General features: G+C 70.8%; 21 protein-coding genes. 11 read left to right on the top strand and 10 right to left on the bottom strand.

Going from position 1 to position 17,476, the window contains the following annotated elements; all coding sequences use genetic code 11:
* Positions 1-53 precede the first annotated feature (53 nt).
* A complete protein-coding gene (locus tag ABZ794_RS05915) occupies positions 54-932 on the bottom strand; it encodes a L,D-transpeptidase family protein (protein ID WP_210782786.1) in 879 nt (292 codons plus the stop codon).
* 172 nt (positions 933-1,104) lie between these two features.
* Here ABZ794_RS05915 and ABZ794_RS05910 point away from each other — a divergent pair, with 172 nt between their 5' ends.
* Positions 1,105-2,784 carry a DNA repair helicase XPB gene (locus ABZ794_RS05910; RefSeq protein ID WP_124854244.1) on the top strand — a complete coding sequence of 560 codons (1,680 nt, stop codon included), beginning with the start codon at positions 1,105-1,107 and terminating at the stop codon, positions 2,782-2,784.
* A gap of 270 nt (positions 2,785-3,054) precedes the next feature.
* Here ABZ794_RS05910 and ABZ794_RS05905 read toward each other — a convergent pair whose 3' ends face one another.
* A complete protein-coding gene (locus tag ABZ794_RS05905; RefSeq protein WP_210782784.1) occupies positions 3,055-3,264 on the bottom strand; it encodes a winged helix-turn-helix domain-containing protein in 210 nt (69 codons plus the stop codon).
* A 154-nt stretch (positions 3,265-3,418) separates the two neighbouring features.
* On the opposite strand from ABZ794_RS05905, the gene ABZ794_RS05900 reads away from it, so the two are divergent.
* Positions 3,419-3,673, top strand: coding sequence for a hypothetical protein (locus ABZ794_RS05900; RefSeq protein WP_210782782.1), 255 nt, complete (start codon positions 3,419-3,421; stop codon positions 3,671-3,673).
* 10 nt (positions 3,674-3,683) lie between these two features.
* Here ABZ794_RS05900 and ABZ794_RS05895 read toward each other — a convergent pair whose 3' ends face one another.
* Positions 3,684-4,256 carry a TetR/AcrR family transcriptional regulator gene (locus tag ABZ794_RS05895; protein ID WP_210782780.1) on the bottom strand — a complete coding sequence of 191 codons (573 nt, stop codon included), beginning with the start codon at positions 4,254-4,256 and terminating at the stop codon, positions 3,684-3,686.
* Positions 4,257-4,345: 89 nt separating this feature from the next.
* Here ABZ794_RS05895 and ABZ794_RS05890 point away from each other — a divergent pair, with 89 nt between their 5' ends.
* Positions 4,346-4,717, top strand: a complete 372-nt coding sequence (locus ABZ794_RS05890) for a DUF4267 domain-containing protein (protein WP_210782778.1) — start codon at positions 4,346-4,348, stop codon at positions 4,715-4,717.
* Between the two features lie 104 nt (positions 4,718-4,821).
* Here the strand turns inward: ABZ794_RS05890 and ABZ794_RS05885 are convergent, their stop codons facing one another.
* From ABZ794_RS05885 to ABZ794_RS05870, 4 genes are all read right to left on the bottom strand, one after another.
* The gene (locus tag ABZ794_RS05885; RefSeq protein WP_357514449.1) at positions 4,822-5,544 is read right to left on the bottom strand and encodes a hypothetical protein; all 723 of its coding nucleotides are present in this window, start codon (positions 5,542-5,544) and stop codon (positions 4,822-4,824) included.
* Between the two features lie 235 nt (positions 5,545-5,779).
* Positions 5,780-6,124, bottom strand: coding sequence for a type II toxin-antitoxin system HicB family antitoxin (locus ABZ794_RS05880; protein ID WP_210782932.1), 345 nt, complete (start codon positions 6,122-6,124; stop codon positions 5,780-5,782).
* Positions 6,124-6,369 (bottom strand): toxin HicA, encoded by a 246-nt coding sequence (locus tag ABZ794_RS05875; RefSeq protein ID WP_357514446.1) that lies wholly within the window; start codon positions 6,367-6,369, stop codon positions 6,124-6,126. The genes ABZ794_RS05880 and ABZ794_RS05875 overlap by 1 nt, the downstream gene beginning before the upstream one ends.
* 39 nt (positions 6,370-6,408) lie before the next feature.
* On the bottom strand, positions 6,409-7,161 hold the full coding sequence (locus ABZ794_RS05870; protein WP_112602131.1) for a TIGR03089 family protein: 753 nt from the start codon (positions 7,159-7,161) through the stop codon (positions 6,409-6,411).
* Between the two features lie 104 nt (positions 7,162-7,265).
* On the opposite strand from ABZ794_RS05870, the gene ABZ794_RS05865 reads away from it, so the two are divergent.
* Positions 7,266-8,174, top strand: a complete 909-nt coding sequence (locus ABZ794_RS05865) for a hypothetical protein (protein ID WP_357514444.1) — start codon at positions 7,266-7,268, stop codon at positions 8,172-8,174.
* 12 nt (positions 8,175-8,186) lie between these two features.
* Entirely contained in the window at positions 8,187-8,918 is a 732-nt protein-coding gene (locus tag ABZ794_RS05860) for a hypothetical protein (RefSeq protein WP_210786935.1), read from the top strand.
* 11 nt (positions 8,919-8,929) lie between these two features.
* On the opposite strand, the gene ABZ794_RS05855 is transcribed toward ABZ794_RS05860, so the two are convergent.
* From ABZ794_RS05855 to ligD (ABZ794_RS05845), 3 genes are all read right to left on the bottom strand, one after another.
* On the bottom strand, positions 8,930-9,985 hold the full coding sequence (locus ABZ794_RS05855) for a hypothetical protein (RefSeq protein ID WP_210786928.1): 1,056 nt from the start codon (positions 9,983-9,985) through the stop codon (positions 8,930-8,932).
* 108 nt (positions 9,986-10,093) lie between these two features.
* Entirely contained in the window at positions 10,094-11,008 is a 915-nt protein-coding gene (ligD, locus tag ABZ794_RS05850; protein WP_210786926.1) for a non-homologous end-joining DNA ligase, read from the bottom strand.
* Positions 10,998-11,939 carry a non-homologous end-joining DNA ligase gene (gene ligD, locus ABZ794_RS05845; RefSeq protein ID WP_210786924.1) on the bottom strand — a complete coding sequence of 314 codons (942 nt, stop codon included), beginning with the start codon at positions 11,937-11,939 and terminating at the stop codon, positions 10,998-11,000. The genes ligD (ABZ794_RS05850) and ligD (ABZ794_RS05845) overlap by 11 nt, the downstream gene beginning before the upstream one ends.
* A gap of 85 nt (positions 11,940-12,024) precedes the next feature.
* Between ligD (ABZ794_RS05845) and ABZ794_RS05840 the strand changes: the two genes are divergently transcribed.
* From ABZ794_RS05840 to ABZ794_RS05815, 6 genes are all read left to right on the top strand, one after another.
* Positions 12,025-13,050 carry a Ku protein gene (locus ABZ794_RS05840; protein ID WP_112639968.1) on the top strand — a complete coding sequence of 342 codons (1,026 nt, stop codon included), beginning with the start codon at positions 12,025-12,027 and terminating at the stop codon, positions 13,048-13,050.
* 73 nt (positions 13,051-13,123) lie between these two features.
* Positions 13,124-13,762 (top strand): DUF4241 domain-containing protein, encoded by a 639-nt coding sequence (locus ABZ794_RS05835; RefSeq protein ID WP_210786922.1) that lies wholly within the window; start codon positions 13,124-13,126, stop codon positions 13,760-13,762.
* Between the two features lie 146 nt (positions 13,763-13,908).
* Positions 13,909-14,580 carry an FKBP-type peptidyl-prolyl cis-trans isomerase gene (locus ABZ794_RS05830; protein WP_210786920.1) on the top strand — a complete coding sequence of 224 codons (672 nt, stop codon included), beginning with the start codon at positions 13,909-13,911 and terminating at the stop codon, positions 14,578-14,580.
* Positions 14,581-14,769: 189 nt separating this feature from the next.
* A complete protein-coding gene (locus ABZ794_RS05825) occupies positions 14,770-15,597 on the top strand; it encodes a hypothetical protein (protein WP_210786941.1) in 828 nt (275 codons plus the stop codon).
* Between the two features lie 32 nt (positions 15,598-15,629).
* The gene (locus ABZ794_RS05820; protein WP_210786918.1) at positions 15,630-16,283 is read left to right on the top strand and encodes an HAD family phosphatase; all 654 of its coding nucleotides are present in this window, start codon (positions 15,630-15,632) and stop codon (positions 16,281-16,283) included.
* 28 nt (positions 16,284-16,311) lie between these two features.
* Positions 16,312-17,322: an NADPH:quinone reductase gene (locus ABZ794_RS05815; protein ID WP_210786916.1), complete on the top strand. Its 1,011-nt coding sequence runs from the start codon at positions 16,312-16,314 to the stop codon at positions 17,320-17,322.
* Positions 17,323-17,476 lie beyond the last annotated feature (154 nt).

Genomic DNA, 17,476 nt, shown 5'->3' with positions numbered 1-17,476 from the left:
ACTCGAAAGTCTGGTCGGACAGGGGGTTAGCGCCGCGATTCGTTCGGTGTCACTCAGGTGCCGGGGCGCCGGCCGATCAGCACCACCCGGGTGCCGACCTTGCCGAGCTCCCACATCCGGACGGCGTCGGCGTGCAGCAGGTTGACGCACCCGTGCGAGCCGATCGACTTCTCGTGCAGGTAGGTGGTGGTCTCGTGGAAGCCCATTCCCTGGGTGAAGTGCTGCCAGTACGGCAGCCACACCTCGTACGGGTTGGACCACTCCTTGGGGTTGCGGTAGTTGACGGCGTACGTGCCGGCGGGGGTGCGGTAGCCGGACATGCCGGTGCGGGTCACCGTCGGTGCCATGATCACCTTGCCGCCGCGCAGTGCCCAGACGGTCTGCCGGGTCAGGTCGACGCAGAACGTGGTGCCGGTGCCGGCCTTGCAGCGGGTCGTGTCGGTGCTGGCGAGGCGCTGGGCCACGTCGAGGGTGGTTGGTCCGGCGCGACCCTCGACGGGGCGAATGCCGTACCTCTTCTGGAACTTCTTGATCGCCGCGCAGTCGGCGGCGGACTGCCGGCCGTCCACTGTCACCGCCCCGAACCCGCCCAACCGGGCCAGGTGGGTCTCCACCGCGCGCTGGTGCTGCCCCTGGGGGCAGCCGGCGACGGTCGGCGTACCGGTGCCGGGGGTTTTCGTGGGTGCCGGGCGGGTCGGCTTCAGCGTGGGTTTCCGGGTGGGTTTCGGGGTGGGCGAGGCCGGGGTGGGCCGGCCGTGCTGGTCGGGCCCGGACGTGTCGCCCGCCCCCGTTGCCTGTTCCGCCGCACCGGCTGGGGCGGCTCCCCCGCCACCACTCCCGCCGGACTGCGGATCGAACGCGCACGCTCCCGCGCCGACCAGCACGACCACCACGAGGGCAACCAGCCGGGAAGTGATCCGGACATGCTTCATGGGCCCTCCCCAGACAGTCGTCCCTTTACTAGACGTTCGTGAGTGCCATCACGGTTGCGCCCGGTGAGCATCTTTCTTCCGCCGTCCCGCATCGTGCAACACTGGATGGTCGGCCAGCAGCGGGTATGCCACCCGTTCCGGCCGGTCGGCCAACCGAGGGAAGGACGCTGGCGTGAGCGGTGGACCACTGATCGTGCAGTCGGACAAGACCCTGCTGCTGGAGATCGACCACCCCGACGCGCAGGCCTGCAGGATGGCGATCGCGCCGTTCGCGGAGCTGGAACGCTCGCCGGAGCACGTGCACACCTACCGGCTGACCCCGCTGGGTCTGTGGAACGCCCGCGCGGCGGGGCACGACGCCGAGGGTGTCGTGGATTCGCTGCTCAAGTACTCCCGCTACCCGGTGCCGCACGCGCTGCTGGTGGACGTGGCCGAGACGATGGACCGGTACGGCCGGCTTCAGCTCGCCAACGACCCGGCGTACGGGCTGGTGCTGCGCGCACTGGACCGGCTGGTGCTGATCGAGGTGGCCAAGAGCAAGAAGCTCGCCGGGATGCTCGGCGACAAGATCGACGACGACACCATCCGGGTGCACCCGTCCGAGCGTGGCCGGCTCAAGCAGGCGCTGCTCAAGCTGGGCTGGCCGGCCGAGGACCTGGCCGGGTACGTCGACGGTGAGGCGCACCCGATCGAGCTGGCCGAGGCCGGCAAGGACGGGCGCAAGCCGTGGACGCTGCGCTCGTACCAGCGGGAGGCCGTGGAGGCGTTCTGGGCCGGCGGGTCGGGGGTGGTGGTGCTGCCCTGCGGCGCAGGCAAGACCCTGGTCGGCGCGGCGGCGATGGCCGAGGCGAAGGCGACCACCCTGATCCTGGTCACCAACACGGTCGCCGGCCGGCAGTGGAAGCGGGAGCTGATCGCCCGCACCTCGCTGACCGAGGAGGAGATCGGCGAGTACTCCGGCGAGCGCAAGGAGATCCGCCCGGTCACCATCGCCACGTACCAGGTGCTCACCTCGCGGCGCGGCGGCGCGTTCACCCACCTGGACCTCTTCGGGGCCCGCGACTGGGGCCTGGTCGTCTACGACGAGGTGCACCTGCTGCCCGCGCCGATCTTCCGGTTCACAGCGGACCTCCAGGCCCGCCGCCGGCTGGGCCTCACCGCGACTCTGGTACGCGAGGACGGCCGCGAGGGTGACGTGTTCAGCCTCATCGGGCCCAAGCGGTACGACGCGCCGTGGAAGGACATCGAGTCGCAGGGCTGGATCGCCCCGGCCGAGTGCACCGAGGTCCGGGTGACACTGACCGACGCGGAGCGGATGTCGTACGCGACGGCGGAGGCCGAGGAGCGCTACCGGATGGCGGCGACCGCCCGCACCAAGCTGCCGGTGGTCAAGGCGCTTGTCGACCGGCACCCGGACGACCAGGTGCTGGTGATCGGCGCGTACATCGACCAGCTGCACCAGCTCGGCGAGTACCTCGACGCGCCGATCATCCAGGGCTCGACCACGAACAAGGAGCGGGAACGGCTGTTCGACGCGTTCCGGTCCGGCTCGCTGCGAACGTTGGTCATCTCGAAGGTCGGCAACTTCTCCATCGACCTGCCCGAGGCGGCGGTGGCGATCCAGGTGTCCGGGACGTTCGGGTCACGCCAGGAGGAGGCGCAGCGGCTCGGTCGGGTGCTGCGGCCGAAGGCCGACGGCCGGCAGGCGCACTTCTACACGGTGGTGTCCCGGGACACGATCGACACCGAGTACGCGGCGCATCGGCAGCGCTTCCTCGCCGAGCAGGGGTACGCGTACACGATCGTCGACGCCGACGACGTCCTCGGCCCGAAGCTCCCGACCGTCGACTGACGCACGCTGCCTTGATCGACTCGGTCTCCAGGAAGTCGCGGTGTCCGGGGCGCTGTGATGCCCCGATCTCCTGGAACCCGAGTCGATCAGCGCGGTGGGTGCGGGCGCCTGGCGGGGACGGGGTGTCTCGTGCGCTCGCTATGGAGCTGATGTCGTAGACGAATCAGCCGTCCGGCGTGGACGGCGGCCACGGGCAACGCCGGGAAGTAACGCCTCGTGCACCGCGCTCCACACGCTCCGTGCGCCGCGCTCCGGAGCAACCAGCGAGCGTCAGCGCTTGTGGGACTCCGCGACGAAGACCCCGCGCCCGGGACGCCCGACGAGGACGCTCTCTTTCCGCAGCTTCGCCACCGCACGGCTGATCGTGGACTGCGAGACGTCGTATTCGTCGGCCAGCACGCGCCCGGACGGAAGCTGTGACCCCGGCGGATAGGTCCCGTCCTTGATCTTCTTCAGAAGATCGTCGAGCAGCTCGTCCATTGTGGGCGGGATAGGCACGTGGAGCCCCTTGCAGTCGGTTGGCTCGCCCAGTATTGATCAGCCGCTTCGACGCAGGCAACGCATGTAGCGCGAGTGACATAGGTGGGTAGATGACTCGGAGACGTGCTTGACATAGGTAACAGCGCCGCTACCGATGAGCGACCGCTGGGTGATCCACCTGCCGATCACCGCGCCTGACCTGCTGCGCGCCCGCATCTTCGCGGCCGCTGCTCGGGTGTTGGTCCGGCTCAGCGCGCGGGTCGAGCCGGGCGGGGTGACCGTCTCGGCGGAGGACCAGCAGGGCGTACGACATTGGGTCTTCTGTGATCGGCCACTGCCCGGCGGCGCCCGGTGCGCCCTGCCCACCGACCACCTTGCGCCGTGCGCGCGACGACCACGTCAGCCCTGACCGGCAACGCTCACGGGGAGAAGCGGTCTACCAGCACCGCCAACCGGCGGTCGTGGTCGGCGCGGCGGAGCCGGCCGCTGCGCATCAGTGTGACCAGCCCGTGCAGGCCGGCCCAGAAGGTCTCGGTGACCGTCTCCAGGTCGTCGTCCGCCGCGACCGGGCGCACCGTCTCGGACAGTTCGGCGAAGCCTCGGGCCAGGTCGGTTGGCACGTCCTGGCTGGCGAACGGCAGGTCCACGGCGAGGGTGAACATCGCGTCGTAGATCGCGGGCCGCTGCTGGGCGAACGCGACGTACGCGGCTGCCACGTCGGCGACCGCCTGCCGGGGGTCGGCGGCGGAGGCCCGGGCCGAAACCACTGCGGTTGCCAGCTCGGCGAAGCCCTCGACGGCTACCGCCGCCATGATGGCGTCCTTGCCCTTGAAGTGGCTGTAGAGGACGGGCTGGCTGTACTCGATCTCGGCGGCGAGCCGTCGGGTGGTTACCGCGTCCCAGCCTTCGGCCAACGCCAGGTCCCGTGCCGCGCTGATGATCGCCTGCTCCCGTTCAGCCCGCTCACGCTCCCGGCGCGCCTGTGTCGACATGACAGCAACCCTAGCACCGCTAGCATTGCTGTCGGCGCTCTGCTAGCGTCGCTCTCATATCTAGCACTGCTAGGAATTGGAGCAGACTCATGCTGGCACCCCTCGCCTACGGGCTCGCCGTCGTACTCAGCCTCTTCGTCGTCTTCATCGGCGCGCGGTTCCTGCTGGCGCCGCAGGCCGCCGCCGCCGGGTACGGCGTGCCGGCCCGCCCGGACGGCGACCCCGCCTACCTGACGGTCAAAGGGCTGAAGGACCTGACGTTCGGGCTGCTCGGCCTCGCCCTGATCGCCTTCACGACCGCCGACGCGGTCGCGTGGTTCATGCTGATCGTCGCGCTCGTCCCGCTGGGCGACACCGTCATCGTGCTACGGAACGGCGGCACGAAGGCTGTCGCCTTCGGCATCCACTTCGCCACCGCCCTCGTCGTCCTCCTGAACGCCGCCCTACTGTTCACCCTGTAGCTGCCAAGATCGTCGGCCGCGCCCTCGCCTGTGTTGATCAAGAGGTTTGCGTCATCGAACGGCCTGATGATGACGCAAACTTCTTGATCAACGGAGTCGATGGGTCACGAGGTGGGGGGCGGGCAGCGGTCGGGGAGGGTGACCTCGCCGGGGCGGTGGTCGAAGGTGTCCATGGTGAACCATTCGTCCAGCTCCGGGTCGAAGAGGTTCTGCAGGCCGAACTGCAACACCTGCCACCACCGGCTCGGGTCGTGCTGGTCGACGTAGATGTCCCCGAGCGCGATCGGGAACCGGAAGAACTCCCCCGGCACCGTGGAACCGCCGACCACCCCGACCCGCCAGTGGTCCACGTGCCGGTCCTTCTCACCCTGCAGGACCTCCGGCCCCACGTAGCGGGCGGTCTTCAACTTGTCGTTGAAGATCTGCCGGTTGAAGAACCCCGGCACCTTGCTGCACGCGCGGGGCGGAAACAGCGGGATGTTCGGCCACCTGTAGGTGAGCGTGTAGAGCGTGTTCTCGTAGATCAGGTTCGTGAACCAGATCGGATGGTCCGGGCCGCCGGCGGTCATCTGGCTGTTGCCGTCGCGGCCCTGCCAGGAGAACGGCACGTCGATCCCGAGGTCCCGCACGATGTACCGGCCGGTGCCCTGAAAGTCCGCGGGAAGCAGCGGTGGGCGCGGCTCCCGCGAATCGGGGACCGTAGGGCCGTCGGCCTGGGCCGCGCGGGGCAGCGGCGCCGCCGCCGGACCGGGCGCGACCACCCCGAGGGCGAACAGAGCGCCGCCCACCGCCGCAACCACACTCCGACGGATACGCCTCGAAGCCATCGACCCTCCGCCGGTGTGCACAGTGGCCGGCGCACTGACCGCGCGCGTGCCTTCGGCGAAGCGTAGGAGCAGAAGGAATGTGAGAACGGGCGGAAAGGATGGCCTCCACCTGACGGGTGACGAGACGCGCACCGCCCGGAACCGAAAGCGAGCCGGGGCCGGCGTAGAGCGAACCTGGCTGCTTGATCAAACAGCGCCCTTCGAGGCGCGGGAAGGACATGAGCTGTCCGACCGCTCAGGCGGCGCGGAGCTTACGAAGGACGTACTGGTTGAGACTCATCCCGTCCTCGGCGGCCTCGATGGCGAGCTCGCGATGCAGGCTCTCTCCGACACGGAGGTTGAACTTGCCTGAGTAGCTTCGCTCCGCGAACGGCTGCGGCACCGCCTCGCCCTGTTCCTGCATGTCGACGATCACCTCCTCCAACAGATCTTGAAGGCCCTGCAGCGCCTCCACCTGCGTGGGGGCCAGCCAGGAGAGCGACGCGAATTCGGCACAGGTGGCGATGAACTCCTGGTCATCGACCGACCAGGTGACGCGGTAGGTGTAGTGCGTGATCTCGGGACGGGCGTCGGGTTGCATCACATGGCCTCCTTCTTGTCGATCGCCTTGAGAACCTGCCGGACCTGGTACGCCTTGGCCTTGCCCTTGTCGTCCTGGATGTTGACGCGTGGGTCACCGGCCCACGGCATCCTGAACACGGCATGCGAGGTGCCCGCCTGCCGCGGCTTCCCGAAGTAGTGCTCGCACACCCGATAAAGATCGTTGTAGGCGACGTTCTGCTGACGCTGCCGCATCGCTTCCACGAGCCTGGCTATCGAGGGCACCCGGCAATGGTACTACCCGCAGTACCAGTACTCCACTCTTTAGAGGACCCGGGTCACCTGCTCGGCGGCGACCACCGCGTCCCGCCGTGCCGGGTCGAGGTTGGCGCTGATCACCACTGACGCGCCGGCCGAGAGCGGCGCGAGCAACCACTTCAGCGGCTGCTCGGTCTCGGCGGCGTCGACCAGCAGGCGGTCGCCGGCGCGCAGGTCCAGCATCGTGGCGAACTCCTGGGCGAGCGCACCCCACTGACCATAGGTGGTGCCGTCCGCGGTGGCCGGGTCCGACGGGTGGATGGCGGTGTGGTCGGGCGCGCCGTCGCCGTGCCGGAGCACCTCGGCGGACCAGTCCAACCAGCCCAACGGCACGTCGTCCAGCCGCCCCGGACCGGTGCCGACGAGATAGCGGTGCGGCGCGTCCGGCACGTCCTCCAGCCAGTCGTCCTGCCGCTCCGGCGTCACGAAGACCGCGTCGAACGGCCGGTCGCCGCCCGGTTCGAGCACCGCCAGGCCCGCTGTGGCGCGCGGTCGGAACGACACCGCCAGGCCCGAGGCCCAGGCGCCCAACAACACCGCGGCGGTACGCCAGTGCGGCGGCAGCAGGACCGCTACGCGGCTGCCGGGGCCGAGTCGGCAGCCGTCCCGCAGCAGGCTCGCGCTGCGTGCCGCCCACTGACCGACCTGCTGCGCCGTCAGGTCGACGCGCTCGCCGGTCGCCTCGTCGCGGTAGCTGAGCAGCGGACGCTCGGCCTCGACGGGCCGAGCCGCCAGGTCGGCCGTGACGGTTGGCTGCATCTCCACGCTCCCCGGATCGACGTCGGCACCACAGTACTCAACGACTTTGGTCGCACCGGTCGTCGGCCGATGGCCGTATCGGGTGACCGGGTGGCCCGCGCACGGTGCAGGAAACGATCCCCGAGACGCCGCCGAGGAGCGCCCGTGCCGACCGGACCCGACCCCGCAACCGCCGACCATGCCGCCACCGACCGCCCCGCCGCCGCCGGCCGTCTGCCACTGCGTCGGCGGCTCCTGCCGGTGATCGCGTTGCTGCTGCCCCCGGCTACCTCGACGACACCCAGTACGCCGACACCCGGGCCGCCGCCGAGGCGACGCTGGTGCCGGGGCTCGAATTCAGCCTCCGGCAGGCGTTGGACTACGTGGGCAACCACATCGTGCTGACGATCTGCGCGCCGATCGTGCTCATCGAGTCGTTCCTCGGGCCGGAACGGCGGCTGCGGCCGTGGCTGGGCCGGCCCGGTCTCGCCGTGGTGGGCGTGCTCTACCTGCTCGGCAGCCTGTTGATCTTCTCTGACGGCAGCGGCCGGAAGGGCTTCCTGGCCAGTCCATTCCAGCTGGCCTTCGCCGCCGTGGTGGTCCTCGTACTGGTCGCGGTCGCGCTGCTGCCCCGCTGGCGCCGCGCCCACCCGCGCCGGGCCCGTCGGGTGCCGCACCCGCTGTGGGTGGGTCTGCCGGTCGTCCTCGTCCGCTTCGGCGCTGACCTGACGCCCGACTGGGCGGGGGTGGCGATAGCGCTGGCGCTCGCGGCTGCCGCCGGAGGGCTTATCGCGTACTTGTCGTCGGGCGTGCGCTGGGGGCAGCGGCACGTGCTCGTAGCCGGCACCGCGGGCCTGGCCGCCGCCGCGGCGTTCGCGTACCTGGTGCCGCCGTACCCCCCTGCCTCCCCGGCGGCCGCCCTGGCCGGCGACGTCGCGGTCACCGTCATCACCGTGGCCCTGCTCGGCGGTGCCTGGTGGCGATCCCGCGAAGGCAGGCGGCCAGCGATTACACTCGCGGCCACACCACTTTGAGGGGGCCGCGCAGTGGGTGAGCTGCTGTCCACGATGGTCCAGATCATCAGCTCGTACGTCACCAGGGTGCTGGACCGGCGGGCGGTGTCCCAGGACGCGAAGGTCGGCGCCGAGCTGCTGGAGGTGGCCCTCACGCTTCAGGAGCTGTGCGTGAACGGCGAGCGCCTCCTGGCCCTGGCCGACACCCTGATCTCCAGCGACGAGCCCCGCGCCGACGACCAGTCGGAGTTCGCCGCCCTGGTGCGCCGGCAGTCCACGCTGATCAATCAGCTCAGAGGCGGTATCGCGCACTCCCGGGCGCTGCTCGCCACCGTCGACGTGGACTTCGCGTTCGCGATGGCACCTTTCCTCGACGGCAAGTCGGGGCTGCTGTCCCGCTGGCAGCAACAGGCTGCTCTCAGTCAGTTCTCCACGACGACGTTGTTCTTCCTGCCCGCCGAGGCCGTCACCCGCCTGGTGGCTGGCAGCCCTGCCGCCTACACCGCAACCGCACTCGCCCGCAACCGGACGGACTTCGTGCTGATGGTGACGAACGAGGTGCAGAACGCGCGCCGGCGGGAGGTCCCGGACATCAGAGCGGTGGCGAACGACGAGAGCGAGACCCTGCTACGGGAGGTAGGACACGCCCGCTCCGAGATCGAGGCCGCCCGGGTGTTGTGTGGGCGACTGCTTATGGCAACTCAGGAGGCCATCGGCGCCGACGCCACCGCCCGCCTCCGGCGGACCTTGACGGGCCGGGGCTGACGGCGCACGGCTCAGGATCGATCCCAGTCGTAGCCGGCGCGGGCGAACGCCACACTGCCGTCACCGGTGGCGTAGACCTTCAGGGACAGCAGTCCCAATGATCGAGTGAGATTTTCGAGGTTGGAGCGGAGCCGCGAGAAGAGCCCGCTGCCCTTCAACTCGTCGGCGATGCGGATCTCGTCGAGTGAGGCGGATCTTGTGGTGAACGACAACCGCAACTCGATCAGAGCCTGAAAGACTCCGGACGGCGCGATGCGCATCGAGACCGCTCCCCCGCCCTCGATGTAGAGCGAAACCTCGACCCTCACCTCCGGCAGGTCCGCCGTCAGCACCTCGCACACCTGGCGCGGTGTCAGCTTCATCCACTGCCGCCAGGCGGCAAGGAAGTGGTCGTCCGCCCGGGTGACCGTCAGTACCGGTTCCATCGCCCGCAGGTCGGCCACTGTCAACGCCTCGATGGCCGGTCGCTCCCCGGCTCGGGCCTCCTCGTACGACGCCAGCGGCACTCCCGCCTCCAGCATGAGCCGGTCCCAGTACGGATCGGGCCAGAACGGGCCGGCCAGGAACTCGCCGACGTGGCACCAGAGCTCGTGCCAGAGCCGAACAGCCCGTAGCGGCCGCAGTCCGAGTCGCATAGCGCCGACGATGGCGCACCGGTGCACCAGCAGCGTCGCGGTGAGGGCGAACAGGTTCACCTCCGGCCGGTCGGCTTCATCAAGCGCCCGGACGGATTCGCGCTCCAGATCGGTGTACGTGACCATCTCCGGCGCGTCGGTGAGGGTGACCGGAATCTGGGTGTCCAGCAGCGAGTTGACGTCGGGTGGCACCCACCCCACGTTGTCGTTCAGCAGCACCAGGCTTACCTTCTGGTCCTGCTGCCATGCCTGGAGCTGCAGGAACGGATCCCCGGTCGGCAGCACACCGTGCTTCAGCCAGGTCACCGCCTCAGCGTGCAACCGCAGGCTCTCGCCGATCGCGGGAACCGTGACGACCAAGGCGGGGCCGTCGATTACCACAGTCAACGCCGGAACATCACGCAGCGCATCGACAAGCTCACTCTGCCGCATGGCTGCACTGTAGCGGTAGGCACCTCGTGGCTACGCCGTGCTTCGCCCGCTGTTCACGTGGACGTCGGGCCGCGCTGGTTCGCGTCCTCCGGACGATGTCAGCGCCCGTCAGCGGGTGGGCAGTTCCGGGCCGCCGTCGAGCAGCGGGCCGAGCAGGTCGTCGTACTCGTCGACCCGGGCCAGGACCTCGGCGGCGGTGAACTGGCGGACGGCCGGTTTCCGGCCGCGCGCGCCGGCCTCGACCTCGTCCCAGGTCAGCGGCGTCGACACCGACGGCACCGACTGGGCCCGCAGCGAGTACGGCGCCACCGTGGTCTTCGCCGCGTTGTTCTGGCTCCAGTCGATGAAGACCTTGCCCGGTCGGAGGTTCTTCGCCATCTTCGACACGATCAGCTTCGGGTGGGCCTTCTCCAGCTCCTGGGCGATCCGCCGGGCGTAGTCGGAGACGAGGTCGGACGACTGGGTGCCGGCGATCGGGCAGCAGAGCTGCATGCCCTTCTTGCCGGACGTCTTCGGGTACGACTCGATGCCGTCGTCGGCGAGGCGGTCACGCATCAGCACCGCCACCGGGCAACACTCGGCGAGCCCGGCCGGCGGCCCCGGGTCCAGGTCGACGACCATCATGTCCGGGTGTTCGCCCACCTTCCACTGCGGTGTGTGCAGCTCCAACGCGGCCAGGTTGGCCAGCCAGACCAGGGTGGGCAGGTCGTCGGCGACCACGTAGTCGATGGTCTCCCGGCCCTTCGTCGACCCGGGCGCCGGAAGGTTCTCCACCCGAACCCAGTCCGGGGTCGCGGCCGGAGTGTTCTTCTCGAAGAACGACTTGTCGTCCACCCCGTTGGGGAAGCGGATCCGGGTGACCGGTCGGTCCCGCAGGTGCGGCAGCAGCACCGGGGAGATCCGGGTGTAGTAGTCGATCACCTCACCCTTTGTGAACCCGGCCGCCGGGTAGAGCACCTTGTCCAGGTTGGACAACTCCAGCGCGCGGCCCTCGACGTCCACCCGTAGCCGTTCAGCCGGCATCGTCGACCTCCTCCGGAGGCTTGTCCGGGCGCAACCGCAGCACCCGGGGGAAGCGCAGCCGACCGTCGGGGGTGCGCTGGCCGTACTTCACCTCCACCACCACCCGGGGTGTTACCCAGATGGCGCCCCGCGCATCCTCGCGCGGCACACCCGGCGCGAACGGTGACACGCCGGAGCGCAGCGGCTCCAGCTCGGCGAGGAGCTGCCGTTCGATGGCCGCGCCGATCCCGCCGCCGACCCGCCCCCGGTAGATCAGTCGGCCGTCCGGGCCGGGCACCCCGACCAGCAGCCCGCCGATCCGGCGCGCGCCCGGTCGCCAACCGCCGATGACGAAGTCGCCGGTCACTTCCAGCTTGACCTTCACCCAGTCCGGCGAGCGCACCCCGGGGCGGTAGACGGCCCCGACCCGCTTGGCCATCACCCCCTCCAGGCCGTGCTCTCCGGCCGCCTCGTAGGTGGCCGGCCCGTCGGCGAACATCGGTGGCACCGCCCACCGCAGGCCACCGAGCGCGAGCGCGTCGAGGGCCTCCCGGCGGCGCTCGTACGGCCAGCCGGTCAGGTCGTCGCCGTTCAACCGGAGCAGGTCGAAGATCATGTACGTCACCGGCATGACAGCTGCCAACCGGGCCGCCTTGGCCCGGTCCCGGACGTGCATCCGCTCGGCCAGCGCGGTGAACGACGGCTGCCCGCCCTGGCCGAGCAGCACCACCTCACCGTCGAGCAGCGCGTCGTCGACCTGCTCGGGCAGGGTGGCCAACTCCGGGTACGCGGCGGTGATCTCCACCCCGGAACGGGCATACAGGTGCTGACCGCCACCTGAGATGTCGGCCAGGGCGCGGACGCCGTCCCACTTGAACTCGTACGCCCAGCCGTCACCCGCCGGGAGCGGCCCGGTCATCGCGAGCATCGGCTTGAGCGGCGCGCCGGGCACGACCCGACTGTAGTAGCAGCCCGAACACCTCGCGTCCGGTTCTTTCGGATGCGAGCATGGTCGATACCGGGGAAGGGAGCGCAGGATGCGTGCCATCTGGAAGGGAGCCGTGTCGTTCGGGCTCGTCTCGATCGGGGTGAAGCTCTACTCCGCAACCGAGGAGAAGGACATTCGGTTCCACCAGGTGCACCGCGAGGACGGCGGTCGGATCCGCTACAAGCGCACCTGCTCGGTCTGCGGCGAAGAGGTCACCTACGACGACATCGCCAAGGGCTACGACATCGGCGGCGGCGAAATGGTGATCCTCACCGACGAGGACTTCGCCGACCTGCCGCTGACCAGTTCCCGTGCCATCGACGTGCTGGAGTTCGTGCCGGCCGAGCAGGTCGACCCGATCCTCTACAACAAGGCGTACTTCCTCGAGCCGGAGGGCGCGGCGACCAAGCCGTACGTGCTGCTGCGCGACGCGCTCATCGACTCGGAGCGGGTGGCCATCGTCAAGGTGGCGCTGCGCCAGCGGGAGCAACTGGCCACGCTGCGGGTCCGCGAGGGTGTACTGCTGCTCAACACCATGCTCTGGCCGGACGAGATCCGTACCCCGGACTTCGGCTTCCTCGACGAGGACCTCAAGGTGCGCCCGCCGGAGCTGGCAATGGCCAGCTCCCTGATCGACTCGATGACCGGGGAGTTCGAGCCGGACGTCTTCACCGACGACTACCGGGCTGCGTTGCAGGAGGTCATCGACGCCAAGGTGGAGGGTCGGGAGGTCGTCCAGCCGGAGGAGGTCGAGGAGGCCCCGGCCGCGGCGGTGGACCTGATGGCGGCGTTGAAGGCCTCGGTGGAGCGCGCCAAGGCGGCTCGCGGCGAGCAGCCCGCCCGCGGTGGTGGCGGCGGCGAGCCGACGCCCATCTCGTCGGCCCGGTCGGCGCAGAAGGCAGCCGAGAAGAAGGCGGCCAAGGCGCCCGCGAAGAAGACCGCGGCGAAGAAGACGGCCGAGAAGAAGGCTGCGGAGCCGGCGAAGAAGACCGCTGCCAAGAAGACCGCTGCCAAGAAGGCGGAGCCGGCGAAGAAGACCGCCGCACGCAAGACCGCACCCCGCAAGAGCGCCTGACCGTACGGCAGCGGCGGCGGTGTCCGCCTCGCCGGGTACGCTCCGCCGGCCGCTGGCGACCGGAGGAGCCCCCATGCCGTACACCCCTGATCTGGACCGGTTACTGACGCCCGGCGCCCGCTTCACCGACCAGCACGGCGGGTACCTGATCGAGGTTCACCCGGTGGGCGACATCGTGTTGCCGACCGGCCGGGTGGTCGGGTGTGACCCGCTGGTCTGCCCGGAGGCGGAGCCGTTCACTGTGACAGTGCCGCCGGGGCGGCATCCCGCCCGCGCCTGGGTGGCGGTGGTGCTCCGGGAGGACGCCGAGGTGGACCGCCGGGTCGCCGCGCTGGAGCTGGTCGTCTCGACGGAACCGACGATCCGCTGGGAGCCGGCCGTCGCGGGCGATCAGGACGTCGCCACGCTCGGCGCGGACGACTACTTCGGCTACGGGGTGGACGCCGGCGCCGGCACCCTCGCCGACCCGACCGCGCTCGCCGTCCTGGAGAGCTGGGACTCCGACCGGGTCGAGGAGGTCTTCATCCCGACCGAGCTGCCCTCGTCCCCGGTCCCGGGGCTGATCACCGCAGTGTTGGACGAGGCCAGCGGCGCCAACGTCGTCACAGTGGCCACCGGTTGGGGCGACGGCTGCTACGGCACCTGGATCGGCCGTACCGCCGACGGACGGATCACGTCGTTCGTGACCGACTTCATGGTCGTCCCGGAATAACCGCCCGGGAAAGCCCCGGATCTGTCGCGCTGGGCGATCCGAGGCGTCGGCGGCGGGCACGGTAGGCCGCGGTGCGGGTACCGTGTGCGTCGGCTTTCCCCCCGGCACCGGGTGCCGGCCACACTTCGCAGCAGGGAGTCGACGACGTGAGCGAGCGGACGCAGCAGACGGGCCCGGACCAGAGCCCGGCAACCAAGTCGGGGCGCCGCCTGGCCGCCCAGTTGGCGGAGAAGAAGGCCGCCGACGCGAGGCGCAAGCGCAACGCGTGGGCCAGCGGCCTGGCCGCCGTCGCCGTGGTCGGTGTGCTGATCGGCGTCTTCGTGACGATCGGCGGGGGCGACGACAAGCCCAAGACCCAGGCCGACGCCACCCCGTCCGCCTCCACCCCGGCCCCCGACGAGGCCGGCGCGCCCCCCGCTCCGCAGCTGCCCGAGGGCGCCGATCCGGCGCTGGGCACCAAGCCGGCGGTGACGCCGGGCACTGGCGAGCTCAAGAAGCTCACGGTCACCCCGCTGATCAAGGGCAAGGGCCCGGCCGTGCAGAAGGGCCAGAACATCACCACCAACTACGTGGGGGTGTTCTACAAGGACGGCAAGGAGTTCGACTCGTCCTGGAAGGCCGGGCAGCCGGCCACCTTCCCGATCGGCGTCGGCCAGGTCATTCCCGGCTGGGACCAGGGCCTGGTCGGCGTGACGGTGGGCAGCCGGGTGCAGCTCGACATCCCGGGCGAGCTGGCGTACGGCAACGACGAGGCCGCCGCCGGTGGACGTCCGACCGGTCCGCTGCGCTTCGTGGTGGACGTGCTCGCCGCCCAGTGACCTGTCCGGGTCGTCCCGGTTGTCGCCGGGACGCGATGGAGTTGTTCACATGGGGCTTCCGGCCCGTCACCCAGCGGCAGTAGGTTCGGCGTCACCCCGGGCGGTTCGCCGCCCGGGGTGAGCATCCGGAACCGGGACGCGGAGGTGCATGTGACGGCGCTGGACGAGCCTGGGCGTACCGCCCGGTCGATGTGGGCGTACTTCGAGCCGGTGCACACCGTCACCTACTTCCACCCCCGGGCCCGGGCCGCGTACGAGGCGGTCGGGCTGCGCGGCTACTGGCGCGGTTACTTCGCCGGCCGGGCCGCGCCGCTGGGAGCCGTCGAGGCTGCCCCGGTGATCGCCGCCTTCTTCAGCTTCGCGCCGCCGATGGTGGCCCGCGCGCTGCCGGCGGTGTGGCGGTTGGCCACCCCGCAGGAGGCGCTGCGCGCCCGTCTGACCGGTGCCGTGCAGGCGCTCGCCGAGCTGACCTACGAGCTTCCGGAGTCGCACCTGGTGGAGGCCGCCGACCTGCTGGAGCGGGCCGCCTCGGCGGCGCAGACCGCCGGCCGGGTGCTCGGCGCGGCCAACGCGGCTCTCCCCGCCGGCGAGTACCCGCTGGCGCGGCTCTGGCAGGCCGCCACGACGCTGCGCGAGCACCGGGGGGACGGGCACGTGGCGGCGCTGGTGGCCGCCGGCCTGGACCCGGTGGAGACACTGACCGGGCGGGTCGCGCTCGACGGTTCGCCGCCGCAGTACCTGCTGGGCCGGGGCTGGTCCGAGGAGCAGTGGCACGCTGCCCGCGAGCGGCTCACCGAGCGGGGTTGGCTGACCGGGGACGGCGCGGCCACCGACCATGCTCGGGCCGGGTTCCAGGCCATCGAGGACGCCACCGACCGGGCCGCCGCGCATCCGTGGCAGGCGCTCGGCGCCCACGACACGGACCGGCTCCGGGAGCTGCTGGAGCCGATCGCCCGGTCCGGTCAAACCCTGCTCCCCGAGGGCAGCCCGCTCGGTCTGCCCGCGTTGCCCGGCTGACCGGGCACCCACCGGTCGGGCAGGATGGGCCCGTGACTGATGCGGTGGTCTTCGACCTGGACGGCGTGATCGTGGATTCCGAGCCGGTGTGGGAGGAGGTCCGCCGGGCGTACGTGGCGACGCACGGCGGGACGTGGCAGCCGGACACGCAACGCCGACTCATGGGGATGAGCACCGGCGAGTGGGCCCACTACCTCAGCGGAGAGCTGGGCGTCGACCGCACCGCCGAGCAGGTCGCCGTCGAGGTGGTCGAGGAGATGACCCGCCGCTACCGGGACCACGTACCCCTCATCGACGGCGCCGACCAGGTCGTCCGCCGGTTGGCCGCGCGGTGGCCGCTCGGGTTGGCCAGTTCGTCGCCGACCCGGTTGATCGAGGCGGCGCTGGCCGCGACCGGCCTGACCGACGCGTTCGGCGCGACCCTCTCCACCGAGCAGACCGAGCGGGGCAAGCCCGCACCGGACGTGTACCTGAGCGTGGCGCAGCGCCTCGGCGTCGACCCGACCCGGTGTGTGGCCGTGGAGGACTCGTCAAACGGGGTGCGTTCCGCCGCGGCGGCGGGGATGCGGGTGGTGGCGGTGCCGCACGGCTCGTACCCGCTCGACCCGGACGCCGCCGGGCTGGCCGTGGTGACGCTGAACGCGATCGGTGAGCTGACCCCGGAGCTGGTGGACGAGCTGGGTTGACCCGGGTCGAGCCGGGTAGAGACCACGGATGAAGGCCATCGTGTACGAGCGCAACGGCGACCCTTCGGTGCTCGATCTGGTCGACCGCCCGGTGCCCGAGCCGGGTGCGGGCGAGGTCCTGGTGCGGATGGCGGTCTCCGGGGTCAACCCGACCGACTGGAAGTCCCGCCGCAACGCCCCGCCGAAGGGCTGGCAGATTCCCGGGCAGGACGGCGCGGGGGTGGTCGAGGCGGTCGGCGAGGGGGTCGACCCCGACCTGATCGGTGAGCGGGTGTGGGTCTGGGAGGCCGCCTGGCAGCGACAGTGGGGCACGACGGCGGAGTACACGCTGGTGCCGGTCCGGCAGGCGGTACGCCTCGGCGCCGCCCCGTTCGAGCTGGGCGCGGCCCTGGGCATCCCGTTCCTCACCGCGCATCGCTGTCTGACCGCTGGCGAGTTCATGCCGGACACGCTGCGGGCCGGCGCGCTGGCGGATCACACGGTGCTGGTGCAGGGTGGTGCGGGCGCGGTCGGCAACGCCGCGATCCAGCTCGCCCGCTGGGCCGACGCCACGGTGATCGCCACTGTGAGCAGCGCGGAGAAGGCCCAGCTCGCAGCCTCGGCCGGCGCCTCCTTCGTGATCAACTATCGGGAACAGGACGTGGTCGAGGAGGTCCACAAGATCGCCCCCGACGGGGTCCACACGATCGTGGAGGTCTCCCCCGCCCGCAACGCCTCGGTCGACGTACGGGTGCTGCGGCACGGCGGCGCGGTCTGCATGTACGCCGACAACGGCGGGGACGAGGTGAGCATCCCGATCCGGGCGATGATGGCGCCGAATGCCCGCTGGCAGTTCGTCCTGGTCTACACGGAGCCGAAGGCGGCCAAGGCGCAGGGCGTGAAGGACGTGGCGGCGGCGGCCAGCCAGGGTGGCATCCGGGTCGGCGCGGACGCCGGCCTGCCGCTGCACCACTACCCGCTGGCGGAGGCAGCCGCGGCGCACCAGGCGGTGGAGGACTCGACGGTGGGCAAGGTGCTCATCACCACCAGCGACGCCTGATCGGGTCGCTGACCACCCGATTTCTCCGTCAGCAGGACAGAAGCGAACAACTTTCGCAACAATGACGGTGCGGGTCACCCCGCGTGGAGCGGGCGGCCCCGGCGCGGTGCGAACGCCGGGGCCGCCCCTGGGGAGGGTTCAGGAGTACTCCCGC

The organism is Micromonospora sp. NPDC047187 (assembly GCF_040643355.1).
Taxonomy (GTDB): Bacteria; Actinomycetota; Actinomycetes; order Mycobacteriales; family Micromonosporaceae; genus Micromonospora; species Micromonospora salmantinae.
The sequence above is the reverse complement of the archived record's forward strand: the minus strand, read 5'-3'. Positions and strand labels throughout refer to the sequence as shown.

What these genes read in the sequence shown, in the direction of transcription:
- ABZ794_RS05915 (WP_210782786.1), bottom strand. Translation starts at nt 932, where the DNA reads ATGAAGCATGTCCGGATCACTTCCCGGCTGGTTGCCCTCGTGGTGGTC.
- ABZ794_RS05905 (WP_210782784.1), bottom strand. Translation starts at nt 3,264, where the DNA reads ATGGACGAGCTGCTCGACGATCTTCTGAAGAAGATCAAGGACGGGACC.
- ABZ794_RS05900 (WP_210782782.1), top strand. Translation starts at nt 3,419, where the DNA reads ATGAGCGACCGCTGGGTGATCCACCTGCCGATCACCGCGCCTGACCTG.
- ABZ794_RS05895 (WP_210782780.1), bottom strand. Translation starts at nt 4,256, where the DNA reads ATGTCGACACAGGCGCGCCGGGAGCGTGAGCGGGCTGAACGGGAGCAG.
- ABZ794_RS05890 (WP_210782778.1), top strand. Translation starts at nt 4,346, where the DNA reads ATGCTGGCACCCCTCGCCTACGGGCTCGCCGTCGTACTCAGCCTCTTC.
- ABZ794_RS05885 (WP_357514449.1), bottom strand. Translation starts at nt 5,544, where the DNA reads ATGGCTTCGAGGCGTATCCGTCGGAGTGTGGTTGCGGCGGTGGGCGGC.
- ABZ794_RS05880 (WP_210782932.1), bottom strand. Translation starts at nt 6,124, where the DNA reads ATGCAACCCGACGCCCGTCCCGAGATCACGCACTACACCTACCGCGTC.
- ABZ794_RS05870 (WP_112602131.1), bottom strand. Translation starts at nt 7,161, where the DNA reads ATGCAGCCAACCGTCACGGCCGACCTGGCGGCTCGGCCCGTCGAGGCC.
- ABZ794_RS05855 (WP_210786928.1), bottom strand. Translation starts at nt 9,985, where the DNA reads ATGCGGCAGAGTGAGCTTGTCGATGCGCTGCGTGATGTTCCGGCGTTG.
- ligD (WP_210786926.1), bottom strand. Translation starts at nt 11,008, where the DNA reads ATGCCGGCTGAACGGCTACGGGTGGACGTCGAGGGCCGCGCGCTGGAG.
- ABZ794_RS05840 (WP_112639968.1), top strand. Translation starts at nt 12,025, where the DNA reads ATGCGTGCCATCTGGAAGGGAGCCGTGTCGTTCGGGCTCGTCTCGATC.
- ABZ794_RS05835 (WP_210786922.1), top strand. Translation starts at nt 13,124, where the DNA reads ATGCCGTACACCCCTGATCTGGACCGGTTACTGACGCCCGGCGCCCGC.
- ABZ794_RS05825 (WP_210786941.1), top strand. Translation starts at nt 14,770, where the DNA reads ATGTGGGCGTACTTCGAGCCGGTGCACACCGTCACCTACTTCCACCCC.
- ABZ794_RS05815 (WP_210786916.1), top strand. Translation starts at nt 16,312, where the DNA reads ATGAAGGCCATCGTGTACGAGCGCAACGGCGACCCTTCGGTGCTCGAT.